Here is an 18,934-nt window from a genome sequence, read left to right on the forward strand (position 1 = left end):
AGCGTCTCTCGGATCATGGTTTGGTCCAGAGCAGGATCCCGGCAAGGGTGAGCGCGGCCTGGTAATGCACGGCGAGTTTGTCGGTGCGCATGGCCAGGCCACGCCATTGTTTGAGCCGGTTGATGCAGCGTTCCGCGACGTTGCGCTGCCGGTAGCCCTGCTTGTCGAACGCGGGTGGGCGGCCACCACGGCTGCCGCGCCGCAGGCGGTGGGCCTTCTGATCGCACGGCTGCGGGATCGTGGCCCGAATCCCGCGCCGGCGCAGCCATGCGCGGATCGCCCGAGACGAGTACGCCTTATCCGCGAGTACCCGCTCCGGGCGTCGCCGAGGCCGGCCAGGTCCGCGGCGGGGCACCGCAATCGCGTCCATGACCGCGGTGAACTGGGGTGCGTCACCGACCTGCCCGGCGGTGACGAGCAGGCTCATCGGCCGGCAACGCGACTCCGCCGCGAGGTGAACCTTGGTGCTCAGGCCGCCACGGGACCGGCCGAGGCAATGGTCGGCCGGCTCGTACCGTCGTGGTCTTTTCCCGGTCGCAGCCCGGCAGCGTGCTGATGCGCCCGCACCACGGTCGAGTCCACCGCCACCGCCAGCCAGTCGAGCTCACCGGCCGCGTCGGCGTCGGCCTGCACCGCGGTCAACACCTTCTGCCAGGTGCCATCGAGGGTCCAGCGGCGAAACCTGGAGTATGCGCCCTTCCACGAACCCAGCTCATCGGGCAGATCACGCCAGGGCGAGCCGGTGCGGTACTTCCACGCGATCGCCTCGATCACCTCACGGTGATCGGACCACCGGCCGCCGCGCTGCGGCGACCGGTCCGGCAGATACGGCTCCACCCGAGCCCACATGTCATCAGAGATCCATCGACGAACCGGCACGTACGGTCAACGAACGATCCTGATCCGAGAGACGCACCCTAGGTCGGCGTCGGCCCACAGCGGCAGGTCGTCGGCGCGTTGCAACAGCAGGTCGAGCATCTTGTAGTTGGTGATGAGGATGTCCGGGGGCGTACGACGCATCTCTGACCGCTTGGTGAGCACCCGCTCGTACTCGATCGCCGCCACATCGCCGATGTAGAGCCCGGCCGTCACGTCTGCCAGGTCCGGATCCTGCAACAGCGCGTCGATCCGGCCGGTCTGGTCGGTGGCCAGCGCGTTCATCGGGTACAACAGGATCGCCTTAACACCGGCTCGGCCAGCGCGGCGGGCACGCCGGCAGTGGTCCAGGACGGGAATCAAAAACGCCTCGGTCTTGCCCGACCCGGTGCCGGTCGTTACGAGCGTCGGTCGCGCAGGACCGTTCAGCGTGGACAGGCGGGCGAACGCCTTCGCCTGGTGCCCCCAGGGCGTCCAGTCGCGCGGCGCCCACTCCAGGTGGTCGCGCCAGTCGTCGGCAGCCGGCCGGAAGGGGGTACGGATCCGCAGGTACGGGCCTCGAAAAATGCCCTGTTCCGGGTGGATCAGGAAGGACGCCAATCCAGCACGTACCGGATCCTCGGTCAGGCCGAAGGTGGTGGTGAGGTATTGGGTCAGGTTCGCCCGCAACGCCTCGGCCGCCAGCGTCGGCCTCATGACGGTGTCCACCCGGCATTGATAGCGTCCTCGAGCCGTTGACTGAAGACAGCATACGCCTGGCGCATCTCTGCCTCTCGGTCAGCCTTGAAGAACGGCATCGTGTAACCTTCCGGTGCTGGGCTACATTTCGGATTATCCAGGAATGCTTTGAATTGCTTCCAGCTCTCCTTCGATTGCCGCTGACCGATGGTCCGCGCATTGCCGGCCAATTTCCTGCCGTCCGCATCAAACCATGTAACAGCCTCGTACTTCTGGAGGACTGGAAAGCGTCCCCGATAGGCGGCGATGAGCGCGTCGGCGTTCATGCCGAGCCAGGCTGCAACCAGGGCATCGATTTCAACTAGGGCAGCGCGCCTGGCGCGCTCGGTTCGTAGCGGGGTGTCCGGCCCCCACTGAGCGGAAACATCGTCCAGCGGCTGGAGGCCCGGCCATTCACAGGCCCAGGACTCACTATCTGACCAGGTCGGGTCGAAGAGTTCTGTCCATAAGTCGGAGTACGCCGAGGTCAAACAGTTCAGCCGCAGCGTCCGGAGCAGCAAGGCAGACGCCAATGGGTGTTGAGGATCCGGGGCAGGCATCGCGTTGGCAGCAGCGCTGCGGAAGTGGTTGCGACCCGTTAGCCGGACGAAGTAGTCAAGTGGGAGGGAGGCCCAGAAGCCGGCCACTAAGGTAGTAAACCGCGCATCGGCCATCGTTAGGCTATTGACAGCATCGACGTGCGTAGGACCGGGAGGGATGATTGCGGCGTATAGGCTTCGTTCGGTATCGGGTGCAACCATCTCCCGCCATGCCAACCGGTAGAAGTCGACATACGGCCTACGGCACCGCTCGGCCAGTAATGAATCGACCTTCGCCGCGTCCACCTCAGGCTCCGGCAGGCGGTCGACTTCAGCAACGCGGGCGCGCGCCCACTTGACAACCTCCTTGTCGGCCCGGAGGCGACCAACCGCAGCGTGGTCGATCCATTGGTCGTATGCAGCACAGTACGGTTCAATGCGTCCCGGGACTTGGACGTATCCGGTGTCGGGCACGAAATCGGCGGGCAACTCAACAAGATCGACTCCGTAAGGGTCGTTCGTGTTCGCGTCATGACGCTTGAATATCGGTGTAGCTGTGCCCAGCTGGATTCCCTTCAGGATGACCTCGTCCCAACCGGCCGGCTGGTAATCCCTGCCCGTGACTCGATCTCTACGATTGTAGTCGATTAGTTTGGCCTTCTTCGCGCCGCTCTCGTTCAGGCCGAGTGAAGCCTGAGGATTGAACGTCGCCAGGCGCTGCGGATAGGCGGCCAGGGCCTCGATCGCGATCTGCTCGGCAGTGCTCACCGGGAACAGCAACCGCGCCCGGGCTATCGGGCGATCTTCATCGTTTAGCAGGCGCCGCCAAACCGTCAGCACATCATTGTTCACGGTGATGACTCTGGTTCGGTGCGGTCTCCCATCGAACTCGCCGTTTCGATATCGGATTCCAGGGATCTCTCCGGATCCGTCGTGGTCGGCCGAATATCGCAGTGCATCCGCCGAAACCAACCATGATAGGTGGTCAAACCCGATATCCCTCTCACGCCCGTACACATGTACGCCGAAGTGGGCGGCATGACCTACTGGTGGCGGAAAGAATCGCTGACCGGAATTGACGAAATCGCCATGAATGCGCAGCCGGCGGCAAGCGGCCTCGCGCAGCGGCCCTTCCTTCTCGCCAGTAAAGTGCGTACTGGGGTGCAAGAGTCCCACCGTTCCAGATGGGGAACTGTGCATCCATGCCTGGCACATGAAAGCGCGGTATAGATCGGGGTGTGTGCCGACCAGCAGTGGGTACGCCTGCCGGGAGCCTAGGAATGCGGACTGGGCACTGATGACAGTCAACTCTCCTAGCACGTAGTCCCAAGTCCTGGCCCGATCGAGCAACTCTCGACGTCGCCTGTCCTTCTCAACGCCAACCGGTCGGTCTTCGAGTGCGAACCATGGCTCATGTTCCGCGTATACAGTGCTCTCATCCCAGCGCGGCCGTACCCACGGCGGGTTGCCGACCTGAATATCGAAACCACCGTTGGCGAAAGGGTGGGCGAAGCTGAGTGCCCAGTGGAAAAACCCCTCGTCCTCCGCGATGTCCATGGCGACTGTCAGCCAGGGGAAGCGGTCGGCGAGGCGGCCTTCGTCGTCCATGCCCATGAGGCCAGCGAGGCTATCCTCATACTCCTCGATCTCGGCAAGGGTCTCGAAGCCGATGACCAGCGAGTCCCGTGGAACGTCGTGGCGACCAAGCATGGCCTCAGCGAACGCGATCCAGTCGTCAAGGTTAGCGAGTGGAACGAGCTTTCGAAGTGCCACGGTTTGCTTGCGGGCGCGGGAACCTACCTGCTTGGCGGGTGTCGGCAGGGTGAGCTGCTCGTCGATGCCCAAATCCAGCATTCCCTGCTCGGCATATGCGAGTTCGTACACCGGCTCCTCGATGACCCTGGTCATCGTCACGGTGTCTGCCCCGTACTCGGGGGCTTCGCCGTCCAGCAGCGTCGCCTTGTCCAGCGGCCAATGCCAAAGCGCGCACCACGTGTCCATGACGGTCTTGAGCCGCCAGTACGGCGTACCCGTCGATTCAAGATCTTTGAGGATCTTCTCGCGATGAGCTGGATCGGCAGGCACGGGCGGCAGGTCGGCCGCGCCCCACACTGCAATGTTGCGGCGGATTTCGCGCTCGGAGATCTCCAGCCGGCGCAGCACCAGTTTCCACAAGTACTCCACACGGCCGGACAGCGCGAGCAACCGCTGCACCTGGCTGCGTCTACCCCTGGCGACGGGTGTCTTATGCATGGCGCGTCGCCAGGTACCCAGCCGCTTGGCCTCGTCTTGAGCCAGCGCCTTCGCCTCGGCGTTGCCGGCCACAGCGCCCCAACCCTCAGCCGGCAGAAGGAAATGGTGTATCACGCCCTCGGGCAGGTCACCGTCGCGCAGCTTGTGTTCGGCGGGTGCGGTCTTCAGCCACGACTTGTCGGCGAGTTGGGCCAGCGTGTACGTCTTGCGTCCCGCACCGATCAGCGAATTGCCCCGCCGTAGGTGCAAGCCGAACCAGGGTGCCTGGAGGCCGGAGTGCATGGTGTTGAGCCACAGCGACACCTCGGCCAGTTCGACGGCCGTGCGGTTGAGGTCGACACCGTAGCAGTTGTGCAGGGCGATGTACGCCTTGACCTTTTGCAACTCGATGGCGTACCGCTCCGGGTCGAGGGTCTCACCGCGCTCCTTCTGGGCGCGACGCAGATATTCGGCGGCGACCTGGTTGATAGCCTCGTTGAGGAACGCACCGGAGCCCAACGCCGGCTCGCAGATCGTCCAGTCCAGCAATTCGCGGGCCGCGACCTCGCGCCCTTCCTCTTCCAGCCGGTACTTCAGCGCGAGCTGGACGGTTACCTCGGTCAGCGACTGCGGGGTGTAGTACGAGGCGCTGGTCTGCCGGTCCCGACCGGCCAACCGATACACGAAAGAGCCCTTGTCATAGCAGACCCGGCTGCGCACGCCGGTCTCCTCGTCGGTGCGCTCTACGAACACTTCATCGGGATATTCACCCACTTTGGATGCCGGGATCATCCACGAGCCGTCCTTGGGATCGCCCTTCTTGGCGACCTCGTATAGCTCCTCGGTGGCGATGAAACCGGTGTACGACATCAGGCCCTCGTATACCGCGCCGAGCTGGTTGATGCCGAGCTGGGCGTATGAGATGTATCCGCCCCGGCCTTTCTTCTTGCCCCGAGCGATCATCAGCCATCGCAGCACCTGGTGCAGGCAGGCGTTGCGCAGCCGGGTGTCGATGCGTTGGGCGTCCGGGTCGTCCTCGTCGAAGTCGGGATGCACGATCGCCTTGCGGCCGATCAGGTGGGTCTTCTCCGGCAGGAACAGGTCGGACTTCAGCGGCTCGAACCGCAGCCCAGCGCCCTCGGACGTGATTTCATCCACAGCGGACATTCCAAGCCAGTTGTGCCCTTCGTTGACCATGTGAAACAGCAGGTCGAGCGACTCGTACAGGTGGAAGCCGTGCTCGGCCGACTCGCCGATCAGCTTGCGCGAGGCGACCTCGCCGAGGCGGGCCAGGCTGTAGCCCTGGATGTAGTCGTCATCGGTCACCGGCAGCACGCCCAGCTCGGGGCGGGCTTCGGTGTAGAGCAGGAACAGGATGCGGTAGAGGTAGCGCAGCGACTCGCGGGCGAGTTCCTTGCCCAGGTCGGTCGGGTCCATGATCTGCTCGGGTTCCACCCCGGCGGCGCGGATGCGGTGCAGTACTTCGTTCGCGATGAGCTCGACGGACAGGCGCAGACCCTCGCGCAGCTCGCTGGAGACTCCGACGGCGTGCTGGCGGGAGCCGTCGCGGAGGGTGGACAGCAGTTCGGCGCCGCCCTCCGGCGGGGGCCGCAGCGACTCGGCGCAGAACAGCGTGGTAATCACGTCGAGCTCGCCGCCGGTCGAGGTGTCGTTGCGGCCGTACGCGACGTCCAGGCTCACTGCGAGGTAGCGACCCTCGAACCAGGTGAGTCGATCGGCGAGAATCACCACGGCGCCGCTGAGGATCAGCACGTACCGGGGCGGTTGGTCCTCACTGAGCAGCAGGTACGAGGCGAGCGCCGCCGCGGTGTCCATGGGCTTCGTGGGGTCGATCGTGACGGGATCGAGCAGCCGGCCCGCGTCATCGGGGTCGGTTGCCGCGTCGGCGTCGGCGGCCCAGCCCGACTCGATCACAACGATACCGGGCTCGGCGTGTACCACCGGGATGATGTGCTCTTGGCCGGCGCGTTCGACGGTGAGCTGCTCGGGCGTGGTCGCCTCGGCGAAGCCCAGCGCGGTGAGTATCTCCCGGTGCAGCGCCCGCAAAGTCTCCATATGGACGGCGCTACGAGGCTCCTGCTCGGCCAGTTCGCTCTTGAGCTTGTTGTAGGCGCGCCGTAGTGCCCGCATTCGGGTGCGCGGAGTTTCCTTGTCGTGACGCTCCTCATCGGCCCACTGCTTGAGCACACCGGTCCTGAGAGAGCCGGGCAGCACATCGGCGAGGTAGTGGGCGGAGAGGTATTCGCCGCGGTTGGTCAGCGCATCCAGGCTCACTTGGCTCCTCCCACCAGCACTGCGAGCAGGCGCAGCAGCGGCTCTCCGCTGGTCTCGAGCAGGTTGATCAGGTTCCGTTGCGCGGCGGCCGTGTCGCGTACCTTGCGGTCGCGGTGCGCGCGTAACGGTGCCGGCGTGTCGACGTCCACCAGACTCGCCTGTTCCCACCGCTCCAACCGGCGCCGGTGGGCAGTTAGCGGCTCTTCGGTCCGCTGCTCCCAGTCGGCCAACCGGCCGGCCAGATGTTTCCGCGCCACCTGGATCGCGTCTGGCACCAACCCTTGCAGGTCAGCGAAGTCAGCGAGCCGGTTGGGGTTCGGCATGCTGGGTCGCACCCCAGCCGCGGCAAGCACCTGCGGCATCGGGCGGACCACCGGGGCTTCCGGCAGGCCGGAGATGGCCATCCACTCGACCACCGTCGGCTGCCCGAGGCGGTTGCAGTAAACGCCCTGCACCAGGAACACCGGGTCTTCCACGGTGGCATGCAGCACTGGCGCCTGCTGGCGGCCGAGCCGGATCAGCACCTTGTCTATTAGCCAGTCCACGACTGGGTGGATGTCGGAGAGGTACCCGATCTCCGGCCAGATGGTCTGCTTGCTCTTGCGGGCCTCATCCAGCTTCCGTTGGGCCAGCTCGCGGTCGAAGGTCAGCTTCAGCCGCAGACGCTCCCCATTGCGATGCGCGGCCAGGTAGGTGCGCGGCAGGTCAAGCAGACGTCGCTCCAGGTCCTTTGGCGCGTCGAAGGACAGTAGCTCGTCCTCGTGGGCGAGATCGAGTACATCACCATACGGGCCGTAAAGCTCCCGCAGCGCCTCATCCACGAACCGCGCCGTAGAGGTGAACAGCGTGGGCACCTCTACGGTGGGTACCTCGGCCGTGGTCGGCGCCTCGCCGAAGCCGGCCAGCAGGTCCGCCAGCACGTCCCGCTCCTCGGCCGGCTCGATGGACTCCTCGACGGTTCGCCCACGCAGCAGGTCGAGCGTGAGCCGGTCCTCTTCCTTCTTCGCGTCGTACAGGCCGGTGACCGCCTCGGCTGTACCCAGGCTGCGGTGGGCAGCTTCCTCCTTCAGCAGCAACTTCTCCGCCACCGTCCGGTCGTCGAGCGCGTCCGGCACTTTCGAGGTGAGAATCAGCGCCCTGAACTGTGGGGACTGCTCCTGCCCGTACCGGTCGATGCGTCCGTTGCGTTGCTCGATGCGGATCAGGCTCCACGGGATGTCGTAGTGCACCATGTAGTGGCACTCGCGGTGCAGGTTCACGCCCTCGGACGCGACGTCGCCGGTGAACAGCAGTCGTACTGGGCTGCCGGCGAGCGTGAACTCCTCCACGATGCGCTGCTGTTCAGTGTCGGTCAGGCCGCCATGCATCACTCGTATCGCATCGCTGCCGGCCGGGAATCCGAGCCGGGCTGGCACGGTGTCGGCGAGCCACCGCAGCGTGCGAACCCGTTCGGAAAACACCACGACTCGGGTATCGCCCCTGGGCTTGACGCCGATGTCCTTCAAGTAGTCGACCATCGCGCCGAGCTTCGCTGACTCGTCGTCTGGGATGGCCTCCGCGAGACCGCGCAGCCGCAGAAGGTCGGACCGCTCCGTTCCATCAGCGTTGCGCAGCCGCGCGTCGACCGACTCCAGTAACGCGTGGTGTGAGGACAGGAACGCTTTCATCAGGGTGTAAGGGAACAGCCGGTCCCGCCGGGATCCACCGCTGGCGTGGGATAACCAGACGGTGGTCAGCTCGGCGAAAACCCGCTCCTCAGCATCCGTGGCCTGGCAGTGCACCGGCACGGACGGGCCTCTTTCGGACCAGTTCTTGCCGATTTGGTCACGCACCTCGGGGCTGATCTTCGTACGCCGGATGTAGAGGTGCTCGATGTCGGCGGCCGAGTAGTCACGCGCGTCGGCGATCGCGGCCGGGTCGAGCAGGCTGATCAACTCGGCGAACGACTTCTTGTCACCGTTGTGCGGAGTCGCGCTGGCCAGAATCAGCGCGTCGGTCCGCGGCGCCAACCGGCGGGCCAGCTTGTTGCGAAGGCTCGCACCAATCAGGTTGTGCGACTCGTCGATGACCACGGCATCCCAGTCGATGGCGTCAAGGTGATGGCCGTATGCGCCGGTGTCCTTGAGCGTGTCGACCGAGACGATGACCCGCTTGAAATACGTGAACGGGTTGCGTCCCGCCGGAATCTCCTGCTGGATCCGCTGGATACCGACCGAGTCCAGCCGTACCAATGGAATGGAGAACCGGGTCCACAGCTCGTGCTGAAACTGTTCCAGCACGTGCTGGGGAGTCACCACCAGCAGGCGCTCACCCCGACCGCGGCGGATCAGCTCCGCCAGCAAGAGCCCGATCTCCAGCGTCTTACCCAGACCGACCACGTCCGCAATGAGCACTCGGGGCCGCAGCGCTCGCAGCGCCAGCTCGACCGGACGGGTCTGGTAGGTGAGCGGGTCACGCAGGAAGCCCTTCGCTAGCGCCAGGCCGGTTTCAGCGCGTGGCAGCGGGGTGCGGCGCAGCACCGCCTCCAGGTACAGCCGGCTGCGCCGGAAGTTAGGCGTCTCATCCGCGACGAGTTGCGTCTCCTCGGGGCGCAGCAACATCACCGTATCGATCGCGTCGAAGAACGTCGCCTTATCGTCGAGCACCAGCTCCGAGACGCCGATCGCCTCGATCCGGTACCCGTCCTGCGCCGTCGGGGAAGCGCTGCGAACCAACCACTCCTCGTCGCGTACCTCGATCCGTGCACCGGGTGGGTACGCGGCGGCCGGTTCGCCCGTCGTTGTCGTCACAGCGTGGCCTTTCGGGCATAGGTCGTACGCATCTCATCAACCAGCCAGCCAACGTCCGCCACCGGAGCCGGCTGCTCAGATGTTTTCACCTCCAGCACCTCCCGAATCGGTGGCGCGGACACTAGGCGGGTCGGATCTTCCTCGTCGGTGAAGGCGTCACCGTCGTCGACCAGTGGGTCGGCGGTCCAGTCCGGCAGTTCGAGCGATTCCTCGACGTACGTCTGCTCGGCAAGGATGGTGCGCACGACCTCGACCGAGACACCGTCAGCTGTAGCGACCTCGACGAGCCGGCGATACACCTCGTCAAGGCTGGGCCGCGTACTTGGCTCGTACCCGAGCATGCCGTCTACCAGGGACTTGAGCTCGGCGGGTACGCCGGTGGTGTCCGGTAGATCAGTCGGGTCGTCGATGCGCCTGAGCAGCGCTACAGGGCTGGCCTGCCCGTACACGGTGTGCCCGGTAAGCGCGTAGACCAACGTCGCACCGAGCGCGTAAACATCGGTGGCCGCGGTAAGGTCACGGTCGCCGCGGGCCTGCTCAGGCGACATGTACGCCAGCGTCCCGACCGGCTGGCCGGTAGCCGTCACATGTGAGTCGCGCTCGTGCAGGCGAGCCAACCCAAAGTCGATCACGATTGGCCCGGCCGGGCCAAGCATGATGTTCGCCGGCTTGAGGTCACGGTGCACCAGGCCGGCCTCGTGCACGCTGCGCAGGCCGTCAACGATCAGCGCGCCCAGCATTGCGCCGGAGCGCGTCTCCAGCGGACCGGCCTCCTCGATTTGCCGATGCACGCTGAGGCCAGGCACGAACATGACGGCTAGCCAGGGCGGATCGTCGTCCAGGTTCGCACGCTCCAGACGGGCGACGCGGCTACCGGTGACGGTCTTGAGGATCTCGACCTCGGCGGCGAACCGCTCCCGGAACTCGTCATCGCCGACCAGCCCAGGGGTGATCACCTTGATCGCAAATCTGTCGGCTGTCAGAGAGACGCCGAGGTAGACCACGCCCATACCGCCAGCTCCGAGCCGCCCAGCCAGCCGGTATGGTCCGAGCTGGCTCGGATCCGTAGCCTTCAGCGATTGCATGGTCTCCTACCGTAGTCAGTCCCAGACCGCATCATGCCGACCCAGTAGCGCCGGGTCCGCCGGACTTTCGGTCACTCGCGCACGACATCACTCAGAGGAGGACAGACTACGCAGCGCAGATCAAAGTTTTCCAGCTTCGACCTCGGCGCCGCACTCCGGTTGCGATCACGCGCAGCGACCAACAGGCAGCCGGCGCTTACCTAGAATCGGGAAGATCCGAAGCCGAGAGTGGCTAACGACCGGGAGCGCGGTTGCGGCCAGCAATAAACTGAAGTGATCTCAACGACTTTCGATCAGGTATCGGTATTCGAAGTGCGTCAGGTGTAGCGCTGCGGCGACGATGTCACCGATCCGGCGTGGACCGGCGGTGGTGTGCCGAAGCGTTTTCCAGCGTCCGTTGAGGATGGCGAAGCCACGTTCGCCTTGCCAGCGCAGACCGCGCAGCACCCGGTTGACCGTCCGGTTGGCGACGGCCAGGAGTTTGCCGTCGGTGGGCTGCTTGACCGGGGTTTTGATGCCGTGACCTGCACCGTCGTAGCCGGCGTCGGCCAAGGCAGGTAGGTCGAGTTCGGCGGCCGCCCAGTTCAAGGAGGCGGTGACACCGTGCTGCTGGGCGCAGGTCAGATCGTGCAGGTGGCCCGGCGAGGCGTGCGACGTCCAGATCGGCAGTCCGTCGGGACGAATGATCGCTTGGATGTTCGCGCCGAAGTCGCGGTGCTTGCCGGAATACCACGCGTCGATCGTTTTGCCCTTCACGCTCGTCGCGTTCTCTGTCACCCGGTCGCAGTCGTACAGCTTGCCGTCGAGGATCACGTACGCCCAGCCTTCGTCAGCCACTCGGCGCAACGCCTCGTGCAGGTCGGGCCGCTGTGCGGCGAGGACCGCGATGCCCTCGGCTACGTACCGGTACGCGGTGGCCCGGGAGATCCCGAACCCGGCACCGAGCACCGTCGTGTCCTCGGCCTTGCGGAACCAGATCAAGACCATGAGCGCCTGGTAGAAGCAGGTCAACGCTCGAGAACCCCGCCGAGTGCCGAGAATGCGGCGCTCGGCGGCAAGCAGCCGGGCGAGGTGGCGCACCAGTTCCCTGGGGACGTCGAGCATGGCAGGATAGGCGATCACGTGGAGCCCTCTCGAAGACCGATTCCGTCGCAAGAACCTGTCTATCGATGGCTCCACGCCTGCATCCAGCACTGTCCGACCTGATCGGGTATGCCCGTGTCGATCAGGTTCAGCTCCTATTCCCTGCTGAGATCACCTCACTGCACCATAAGCAGCATTTCGGTGTACCGCAGCCGACGCGCCTGCCGCAATCGAACCGACGACCTACGCTTACCGAACGTCATGATCCTGAACTTGTGATTGATCGTAAAAGCCATTACTGAACTGCACAGACGCTGTCGTTGAATTATCAACGTCAGTCACTGATAGTCGCCCTTTGGCAGGGGTTTTCGGGGGGTAAACGGGGGCACATTCACCCGTTGCCGATTGCGTTCACGGCCCCACCAGGCGCCCTATCCGCCGACCTTCTACACCACCGGCCGCGCCGCCGCCGGGGTGCCTGACCGACAACCTCGTTGGCAGCGCTGATCGGCACCATCCTGGGTGCACTGGATGACAAGGCTGCGGTGCATCGGGAGATCGTCGCAGTCACCGAGAAACTACGCGATTCGCTGTTGCCCGTCCTACTAGGTAGCCCGAAGGGAGCGAGCTCCTGGCCGGCGTAACCGTCGACGGCCCTGACCAGTTGAACGTGACGAGGATTCGCAGGGTAGCGGCTTATAGGGGCGCGCGTCCTTGGATTCGACGATCGGAAGTATTTTGAGCGACCTGAAGCTGTTTCGGATCGACGGCGGTCTGGCCACTGAGCTGGTCAGCAGCGCGATGTCCCTCGAGAAACACCTCCAGACGCTCATCGAGCGCAACATGGACCCCTTGTTCGGAGTGCGGTTGCTGGCCTCGGAGTATTCCACCGGCGCCCGCCACGGCGGACGGATCGACTCACTTGGAATCGATGAGAACGGCTCGCCCGTAATCTTCGAGTACAAACGGTCGCGCGACGAGAACGTCATCAACCAGGGCCTGTTTTACCTTGACTGGCTGCTGGACCATCGAGCTGAGTTCACCCTGCTGGCGATGAAGCAGCTTGGCGCAGCCGCCGATGAGATCGACTGGAGCAACCCCCGGCTGGTATGCGTCGCCCGAGACTTCACCCGCTACGATGAACACGCTGTACAACAGATCAACCGCACGGTCGAATTGGTTCGCTACCGCGACTACGATGGCCAACTGCTGGCCCTGGAGCTGTTGACCGCGGTAACTGGCACCCCGGCCTGCGAGCCCGGCCTCGGCGCGGATCCGGCCGGCATGACCACCAGGGTCCGCGCCGGCGCCAACCATCAGAAGACCGTCAGCCAGTACCTTGAGCAGGCGCCTGAGTCGCTGAAGAACCTCTTCGCCGACTTGGACGCCGCTTTGACCGCATTCGGTGATGACGTGCAACGCACCACCCGGAAGCTGTACTTCGCCTACAAACGGCTGAAGAACTTCGCCTGCGTAGAGGTCCATCCCCGCGACCACACACTGCTGGTCTACACCAAGGTCGATCCCGAGTCGGTCGACCTGGAAGACGGCTTCACTCGCGACGTGCGCACCATCGGACACTTTGGCACCGGCGATCTGGAGGTCCGGATCAAGAACCACTCAGACCTCGACCGGGCCGGTGACCTGCTCCTTCGCAGCTACCAAGCAAGCTGAGGCAAGCGCCCCAGACGGAAGGCCGTGCCGCTAGGGAGACTGGTTGACGGAACCGGTCACGCGGCTCGGCGTTACGCCGATTCGCCGGACGGGGAGATCCAGTCCATGGGCGAGTTAGCTTGCAAAGTCGAGCGCGATCTTCAGGTGCGCTTCCCGCTGGCGCTCCGCGCTTACCGGCAGGGCCGCCAAGGAGGAACGCAACATCCGATGGCGGCGGCTGAACCCTGGCCGCCAGCCCTGCTCGCCCTGGCCACCTTCGTAACGGCGACGCCTATGCCGCGCCCGGCCGCTGGCTTCGAACTCGGGACCGCTATCGTACGGCGCTATCACCAGGGATCCATCTCCCTGGTCGGCGCGGCCGTTGACAGCGCGATGGGGCGCATGCGGCACCCGGCGTACGCGATCCTTGACGGCACGCTGGTCCAGATCGACCGGGTCGCCGACTAGAAGCCCTACTCCTCCAGCAAGCACCGACGTCACGTGTAAACGTGCAGGTCCTCGCCAACGCACTCGGGGTGTCGTGCGGGCCTCGGCCGCTCTGCCCGGCTCGACCCACGACCTGACCTACGGCATCATCGACGCGCTGACCAGCGCAGATGCGTTGACGTTCGCCGACAAGAGGTTTAGGGGGCCCGCGGTAGCGTGCGCACGCCGTTCAGGCGGCGCCGGTTCCGGCCGGATCGTAGTGCCGTCAACCCGACGCCCTCGGCCGGATCTTCGAGTTGGCCGAGATTACGGTGTCTGCGGCGGCGTCCCGTGCTGCCGGCACGGGTCGCCCGTGGTCGCTGACTGTCAGTGCTGTGGGATGCGGACGCCGTGAGTAGCAGCTCCCACTGCTACCACCCAGATTGTCGTAGGTATGCGGCATCCTTCCTACGGAACTCCCGGAGGAGAGGTACGGGGATGGACCAGGCGACAAGGTTGCGCGAGCAGGAGTTCGCGTCGATCCGGCTGCACCAAGGCGAGGATCTTCGTGAAACCGGGCTGAAGATTCTCGATGAGCGGGGCGGCGCCCAGGAGCTGATCCGCCAGCAGTATTCCGGTCGTTATCCGTTCGAGCTCCTTCAAAATGCCAACGACGCAGCGGTCGACCGTGGTGTCCGGGGCCGGGCGTCCTTCCTGCTCACTGAGACGGCCCTGATAGTCGCCGATGACGGGTCAGGCTTCGAGGACAAACACGTCGCTGCTATCTGTTCCCTCGGGCGGTCTTCGAAAGGGCCGGGTACGGCCGTGGGGCACAAGGGGCTTGGTTTCAAGTCGGTTGGCGAGATCACCGACCGACCACAGATATTCTCGGTCGAAACGTCGTTCGAGTTCGACGGCGACCGGCTGCGCCGAGAAGTAGCCGCCATCATGGGAGACCTGCCTACCGGCCAGCGGCTGCCGATCTACGCGTTTCCATTCCCGGTCACGGTGGCTGATCTGGAGCACGACGCCCACGAAGTACGCCGCCTACGGGATGAGGGGTTTAATACGGTTATCCGGTTGCCCCTGCGGGCCGGGGTAAACCGGCAGACGGTTGCCGAACATCTGGTCACTTACCTTCGGCCGCGTCTGCTGCTCTTCCTGCCCGGGATCGACCACCTCGACCTACAAGGCACCGCCGCAGATTTTTCGGCGCGAGTGACACGACCGAGCGTCGACGGCGTGGAGCGGGTGTCGCTCCACACCGGGACCAGCGCCGAGGAATGGCTCATCTATCGTCAAGAGGCGCGACCGGCACCCGATGTTCTGGAACCTCTTGGCGAGGCGTGGGCAGACGTCACAACAGTGCGTTGGGCGGTGGCCGTGCCGCTGGACGGAGCGGGCCAGCCACGCGCCGACGAGACGTTCCCTCTGCACGTCTACTTCCCCACCGAGGAAGACCCGGGCCTGCACCTCATGATCCACGCCGAGTGGATTCTGGGTATGGACCGGCGTCAGCTGAGTACCGCGCCGGAAGCTCAGCCGTACAACGAGATGCTTCTCGATCACCTGGCCGCGTCGGTAGAGCGGGTCGCAACCGACGTGGTGCGGCGCTGGAACGCTTCGACGGCAGCGGTCACGGCGCTTGTACCGGCTGTCGTCCCAGCCAGCCCGGGCGCTGGACAGACCCTACGCGGCCGCTGGCAGGATGCCCTATCCAGAGCGCCGTTCTTGCCAGTCGCCGACGGTTCGCTGGCCCAGCCCGTCGATGTCAGTTTGCTTCCAGACACCCTGCCGAACTGCAGTACCGCGCATGACCTGGCCGACATCGACGGCGAGCGAACGCTACTTCCGGACATCGAGCAACTGGGCACAGTACGGTCCTTTCTTACCGGACACGTGGGCGTCAAACCGATGAGTGTCGAAGGGTTTGTCGCAATCCTGCGACCACCGCACCTCGAGACCGTGGCGGCTTACTACGGTTTTCTCGCCGAGTGGCGGGAACGGGCCGGTCGGAAGCTGGTGCCCGCGCTCCGCGAAGTGCCGTGTGTGCTGACGGTGGACGGTGCACTGATGGTTGCCGCGAAGCAGCCAGTGTTCTTCCCGAGAGCCCGTGGTCACGCGCCGATTCCCCTCGACCTTCCGGTGCCCATCGCAGTAGTGCCGGAGGTCGACGGCGCGGAGGCGCTCCTGAACGAGGTGGGTGTCCGGCCCTTCGAATGGCGGGATCTCATCCGCGACTTCCTGCTCGGAATTCTGACGAATCCCGATGAAGCGCCGGAACTGCGTGCCCGAGCCTTGGCGGGGATGCGTGCCTATCACCAGGTCCGCTTATCAGAAAGTGAAGCCTTGGCGCCGGCACTCGGTAGCGTCCTGTTGTCGGCTCGCACCGCGGCGGGTGAGCGACGGGAGCTGCGCGCCGGCGCATCCCTCTACTTCGGCGAGGACTGGACCGGATCAGGCGACCTTGAGGTCATCTATGGGCCATTCGGAAATACCGAGTTCCTGGCATCAGACCCTCCGACTGATTCCGAGCAGCGGCGCATCGACCGGGCCTTCTACGAGATGCTCGGCGTACGCGACCACCCGCGACTTCACGAGGCGAAGACCAGCGACTCCGGCGGCTACCCGCTGGCGGGTTCAGACCCACTAAAACGGTCGACCATGTTCAACGCCTGGCGCACGCAGCCAACCGTCCAGGCCACCAGAAACTGCCCGCACGGCCACGCACACTCCCAGCAGCAGCTAGGGGTTTCCTATCGGCTGGACCGCCACGAGGATCTCATTGCCAGCCTTGACCGGCAGCGGCTCGAGGCGCTCTGGCGTCAACTGGCCCTGCACTGGGGTGATGTCTACGAACCCGCCATGGTGGCAGTGTTTCATTGCAGCCAGCGTCAGCACAGCGGGGAACGCGACCGCCACTGCATGTCATTGTTCGCCCATACCCTGCAATCTCAGCGCTGGTTGCCCGTATACCGGGGCACCACGGCCGAACTAGCCCGGCCTGGCGACGCCTGGATCAGCGCCCGCCAAACGCACAAGCGGATCTTGGAGCGCGTTCCCCGGATCAGCGCGCCGATGCTCTCGATGAAGGGCGGCATGGCACTGGCTAATGCCCTGGGTGTGACCGACGCCAGCCGGCCAGCAGTCGCCGACCTGCTCACGCTGCTCGCCGACATCGCCGATGAGTCGGACCGCCTCGGGGAGACCAACAGGGAAATCGAGCTGGCAGCCAGGTGGGCGGTCCGCGCCCTCCATGACGTTCTGGCCGATGAGCCACCACACCCCGATCCTGGCTCCGTCCGGGTACTCGCGCGGCACGGCGGGCAGACCCTGTTCGTCGCACAACCGCCGTACACCGACGATCCGCTGTTGCGCGAGACTTGGGAGCAACGGTGTCCAGTGCTCAATGCCGACCAGCGACTCGGCCGGCTGGTGCGATACCTGTCGCTGACCAGGCTGGACGACGCAGTTACCACGACACCTGTGCCGTACGGCGAACACTTTGGCGACGATGTTCATCGGGCAGTGTCGAGGAAGATCGCGGAGGCGAAACCGTACCTGCTCGCGTTGGTCCGGGCCGAGAACAGCCTATCTGAGAACACCGCACGTAACGCCCTCACCAGGCTGGAACTCGTGATCTGCGACAGTCTCGTGTTGCGGTATGAGCACGACGGCCACAGCATCGAACGTGAGGACGCTACCTGTTTCATCGCGGAACGGCGTAGCGCGCGCCACCACCTGATCGGCACCGCGTACCTCGAAGTGGAGCGAGACACCGGTGAACCACACTGGTTCCCGTTCGGCAGGCAGCTTGCCCAGCATCTCGGCGTGCCCACTTTGTCCGACGCCATCACGATGGTCTTCACCACGGCATACGACGATCGCCGGCGGATGATGGCCGATCGTCAGATTCGGCCCGAGGACGTCAACGAGGCCCGCGATCTGCTCGGACTGGCCGATGACGAGGAGCTCGACATGCTGCCCGACAGCTTTGAAACCTCGATTGGCGACTCGGATACTTTCGGTTCGCGACCGGAAGTCGCGCCGGGAACGAACGAGGCTCCAGCTGACAGTCCAATGCCATCGGGAAGCCCTGCATCATCGGGCAGCACAGCACCATCCAACGTCCCGGGATCACCCGACGCGCAGAAGCCGACCGCACAGCAGATTACCGAGGTTGATTACGAGCAGGTACACATCGTCGACGGCCGGTTGGGTCCCCTGGACGGGAAGTTTTCCCCGACGCACCCGAGCGGCTTCGGTGGCGGCGGCGCCCCGACCTTGCAGAGCGAAGCGGACAAGCGCCGGGTGGGTCGACGCGGTGAAGAGATCGTGTTCACCAAAGAGCGCGCGCGCCTGCAAGCGGCGGGTAAGGACCCGAACCGGGTCGTCTGGATGTCCAAGGACCATGAGACAGCCCCGTTCGACATCCGCAGCGTCGATGACGATGACCAGGCGATCTACATCGAAGTGAAGGCCACCAAAGCGGACGACCCTGGCGAGCCGTTCTACATCTCCCATGCGGAACTAGTAGAAGCTGCCCTGCACCGCCACCGCTACTACATCTATCGAGTGACCAGGACCGACTCATCCGCGCCGATGATCACGAGGGTCGCCGACCCACTCAGCGAGATCAAAGCCGGCCGAGGGCGGCTCTTGCTGTCCCAGGCGCGAATCGCACTCGGCTTCACCGCGTCCGAGTGACCTTCAGCCGGCTGGCGCCGGCGAAGGCACTGCCAACGAGTTCGCCAGCATCCATAAGGCTGCCCAATGTTGACAAGAGTCGACAACCTACGCTTGCCGAAACGTCACAGTCCAGAGCTTGTCGTTGGTTGCCAAGAATTGGCGCTGTGTCCTTGTCGAATTTGGTCGTTGACTGGTCAACGCTTGTCACTGACAGTCGACACTATGCCGGGGTTTTCGGGGGGTAAACGGGGGCGCATGCATGTTCGGCGGCGGCGTGACCGGCGGCGGCCAGATCCCGGCGGGAGCCGACGAGCAAGACTTCGCCCTGATAGCGGTGAAGAGCAGGTTGCGTTGCAGCATCATGCACGCGCTGGTTGGGATCGTGATGACCAACGTCGGCCACTCCGAGCCCTACGAGCGGTGGATCCTCATCGCGTACGAACACTTTGCGCAGCTTTCGCAGTGTTCTTGTCGGACGGCACCCCTCACCCGATTGCACAACCTGGCTAAGCATCGCGACCAGCGAGTTACCGCGGTGGGCTATTGATCG

Annotated in this window: 8 protein-coding genes and 2 pseudogenes; 3 read left to right on the top strand and 7 right to left on the bottom strand. The window is 64.9% G+C overall.

The window, feature by feature from the left end:
- Positions 1-13: 13 nt before the first annotated feature.
- From ACMCNK_RS09350 to ACMCNK_RS09375, 6 genes and pseudogenes are all read right to left on the bottom strand, one after another.
- Positions 14-849: pseudogene (locus ACMCNK_RS09350) on the bottom strand (IS5 family transposase).
- A gap of 36 nt (positions 850-885) precedes the next feature.
- Entirely contained in the window at positions 886-1,584 is a 699-nt protein-coding gene (locus tag ACMCNK_RS09355; protein WP_412735999.1) for a DEAD/DEAH box helicase, read from the bottom strand.
- Complete coding sequence (locus tag ACMCNK_RS09360) at positions 1,569-6,659, bottom strand: class I SAM-dependent DNA methyltransferase (protein WP_412736000.1); 5,091 nt, start codon at positions 6,657-6,659, stop codon at positions 1,569-1,571. The genes ACMCNK_RS09355 and ACMCNK_RS09360 overlap by 16 nt, the downstream gene beginning before the upstream one ends.
- Positions 6,656-9,448 carry a helicase-related protein gene (locus tag ACMCNK_RS09365; protein ID WP_412736001.1) on the bottom strand — a complete coding sequence of 931 codons (2,793 nt, stop codon included), beginning with the start codon at positions 9,446-9,448 and terminating at the stop codon, positions 6,656-6,658. Before ACMCNK_RS09365 ends, ACMCNK_RS09360 begins: the two co-directional genes overlap by 4 nt.
- A complete protein-coding gene (locus ACMCNK_RS09370) occupies positions 9,445-10,533 on the bottom strand; it encodes a serine/threonine-protein kinase (RefSeq protein WP_412736002.1) in 1,089 nt (362 codons plus the stop codon). Before ACMCNK_RS09370 ends, ACMCNK_RS09365 begins: the two co-directional genes overlap by 4 nt.
- Before the next feature lie 279 nt (positions 10,534-10,812).
- Complete coding sequence (locus tag ACMCNK_RS09375; RefSeq protein WP_412740793.1) at positions 10,813-11,655, bottom strand: transposase family protein; 843 nt, start codon at positions 11,653-11,655, stop codon at positions 10,813-10,815.
- Between the two features lie 675 nt (positions 11,656-12,330).
- On the opposite strand from ACMCNK_RS09375, the gene ACMCNK_RS09380 reads away from it, so the two are divergent.
- The 3 genes from ACMCNK_RS09380 (at position 12,331) to ACMCNK_RS09390 (ending at position 18,402) form a co-directional block, all read left to right on the top strand.
- Positions 12,331-13,290 (top strand): DUF5655 domain-containing protein, encoded by a 960-nt coding sequence (locus ACMCNK_RS09380; protein WP_412736003.1) that lies wholly within the window; start codon positions 12,331-12,333, stop codon positions 13,288-13,290.
- Positions 13,291-13,395: 105 nt separating this feature from the next.
- Positions 13,396-13,737 (top strand): hypothetical protein, encoded by a 342-nt coding sequence (locus ACMCNK_RS09385; protein ID WP_412736004.1) that lies wholly within the window; start codon positions 13,396-13,398, stop codon positions 13,735-13,737.
- Between the two features lie 456 nt (positions 13,738-14,193).
- A complete protein-coding gene (locus ACMCNK_RS09390) occupies positions 14,194-18,402 on the top strand; it encodes a sacsin N-terminal ATP-binding-like domain-containing protein (RefSeq protein WP_412736005.1) in 4,209 nt (1,402 codons plus the stop codon).
- Positions 18,403-18,604: 202 nt separating this feature from the next.
- On the opposite strand, the pseudogene ACMCNK_RS09395 reads toward ACMCNK_RS09390, so the two are convergent.
- Positions 18,605-18,825, bottom strand: a pseudogene (locus ACMCNK_RS09395) (ATP-binding domain-containing protein); the annotation flags it as partial.
- Positions 18,826-18,934 lie beyond the last annotated feature (109 nt).

This window comes from Krasilnikovia sp. MM14-A1259, assembly GCF_047159535.1.
Classification (GTDB): domain Bacteria; phylum Actinomycetota; class Actinomycetes; order Mycobacteriales; family Micromonosporaceae; genus Actinoplanes.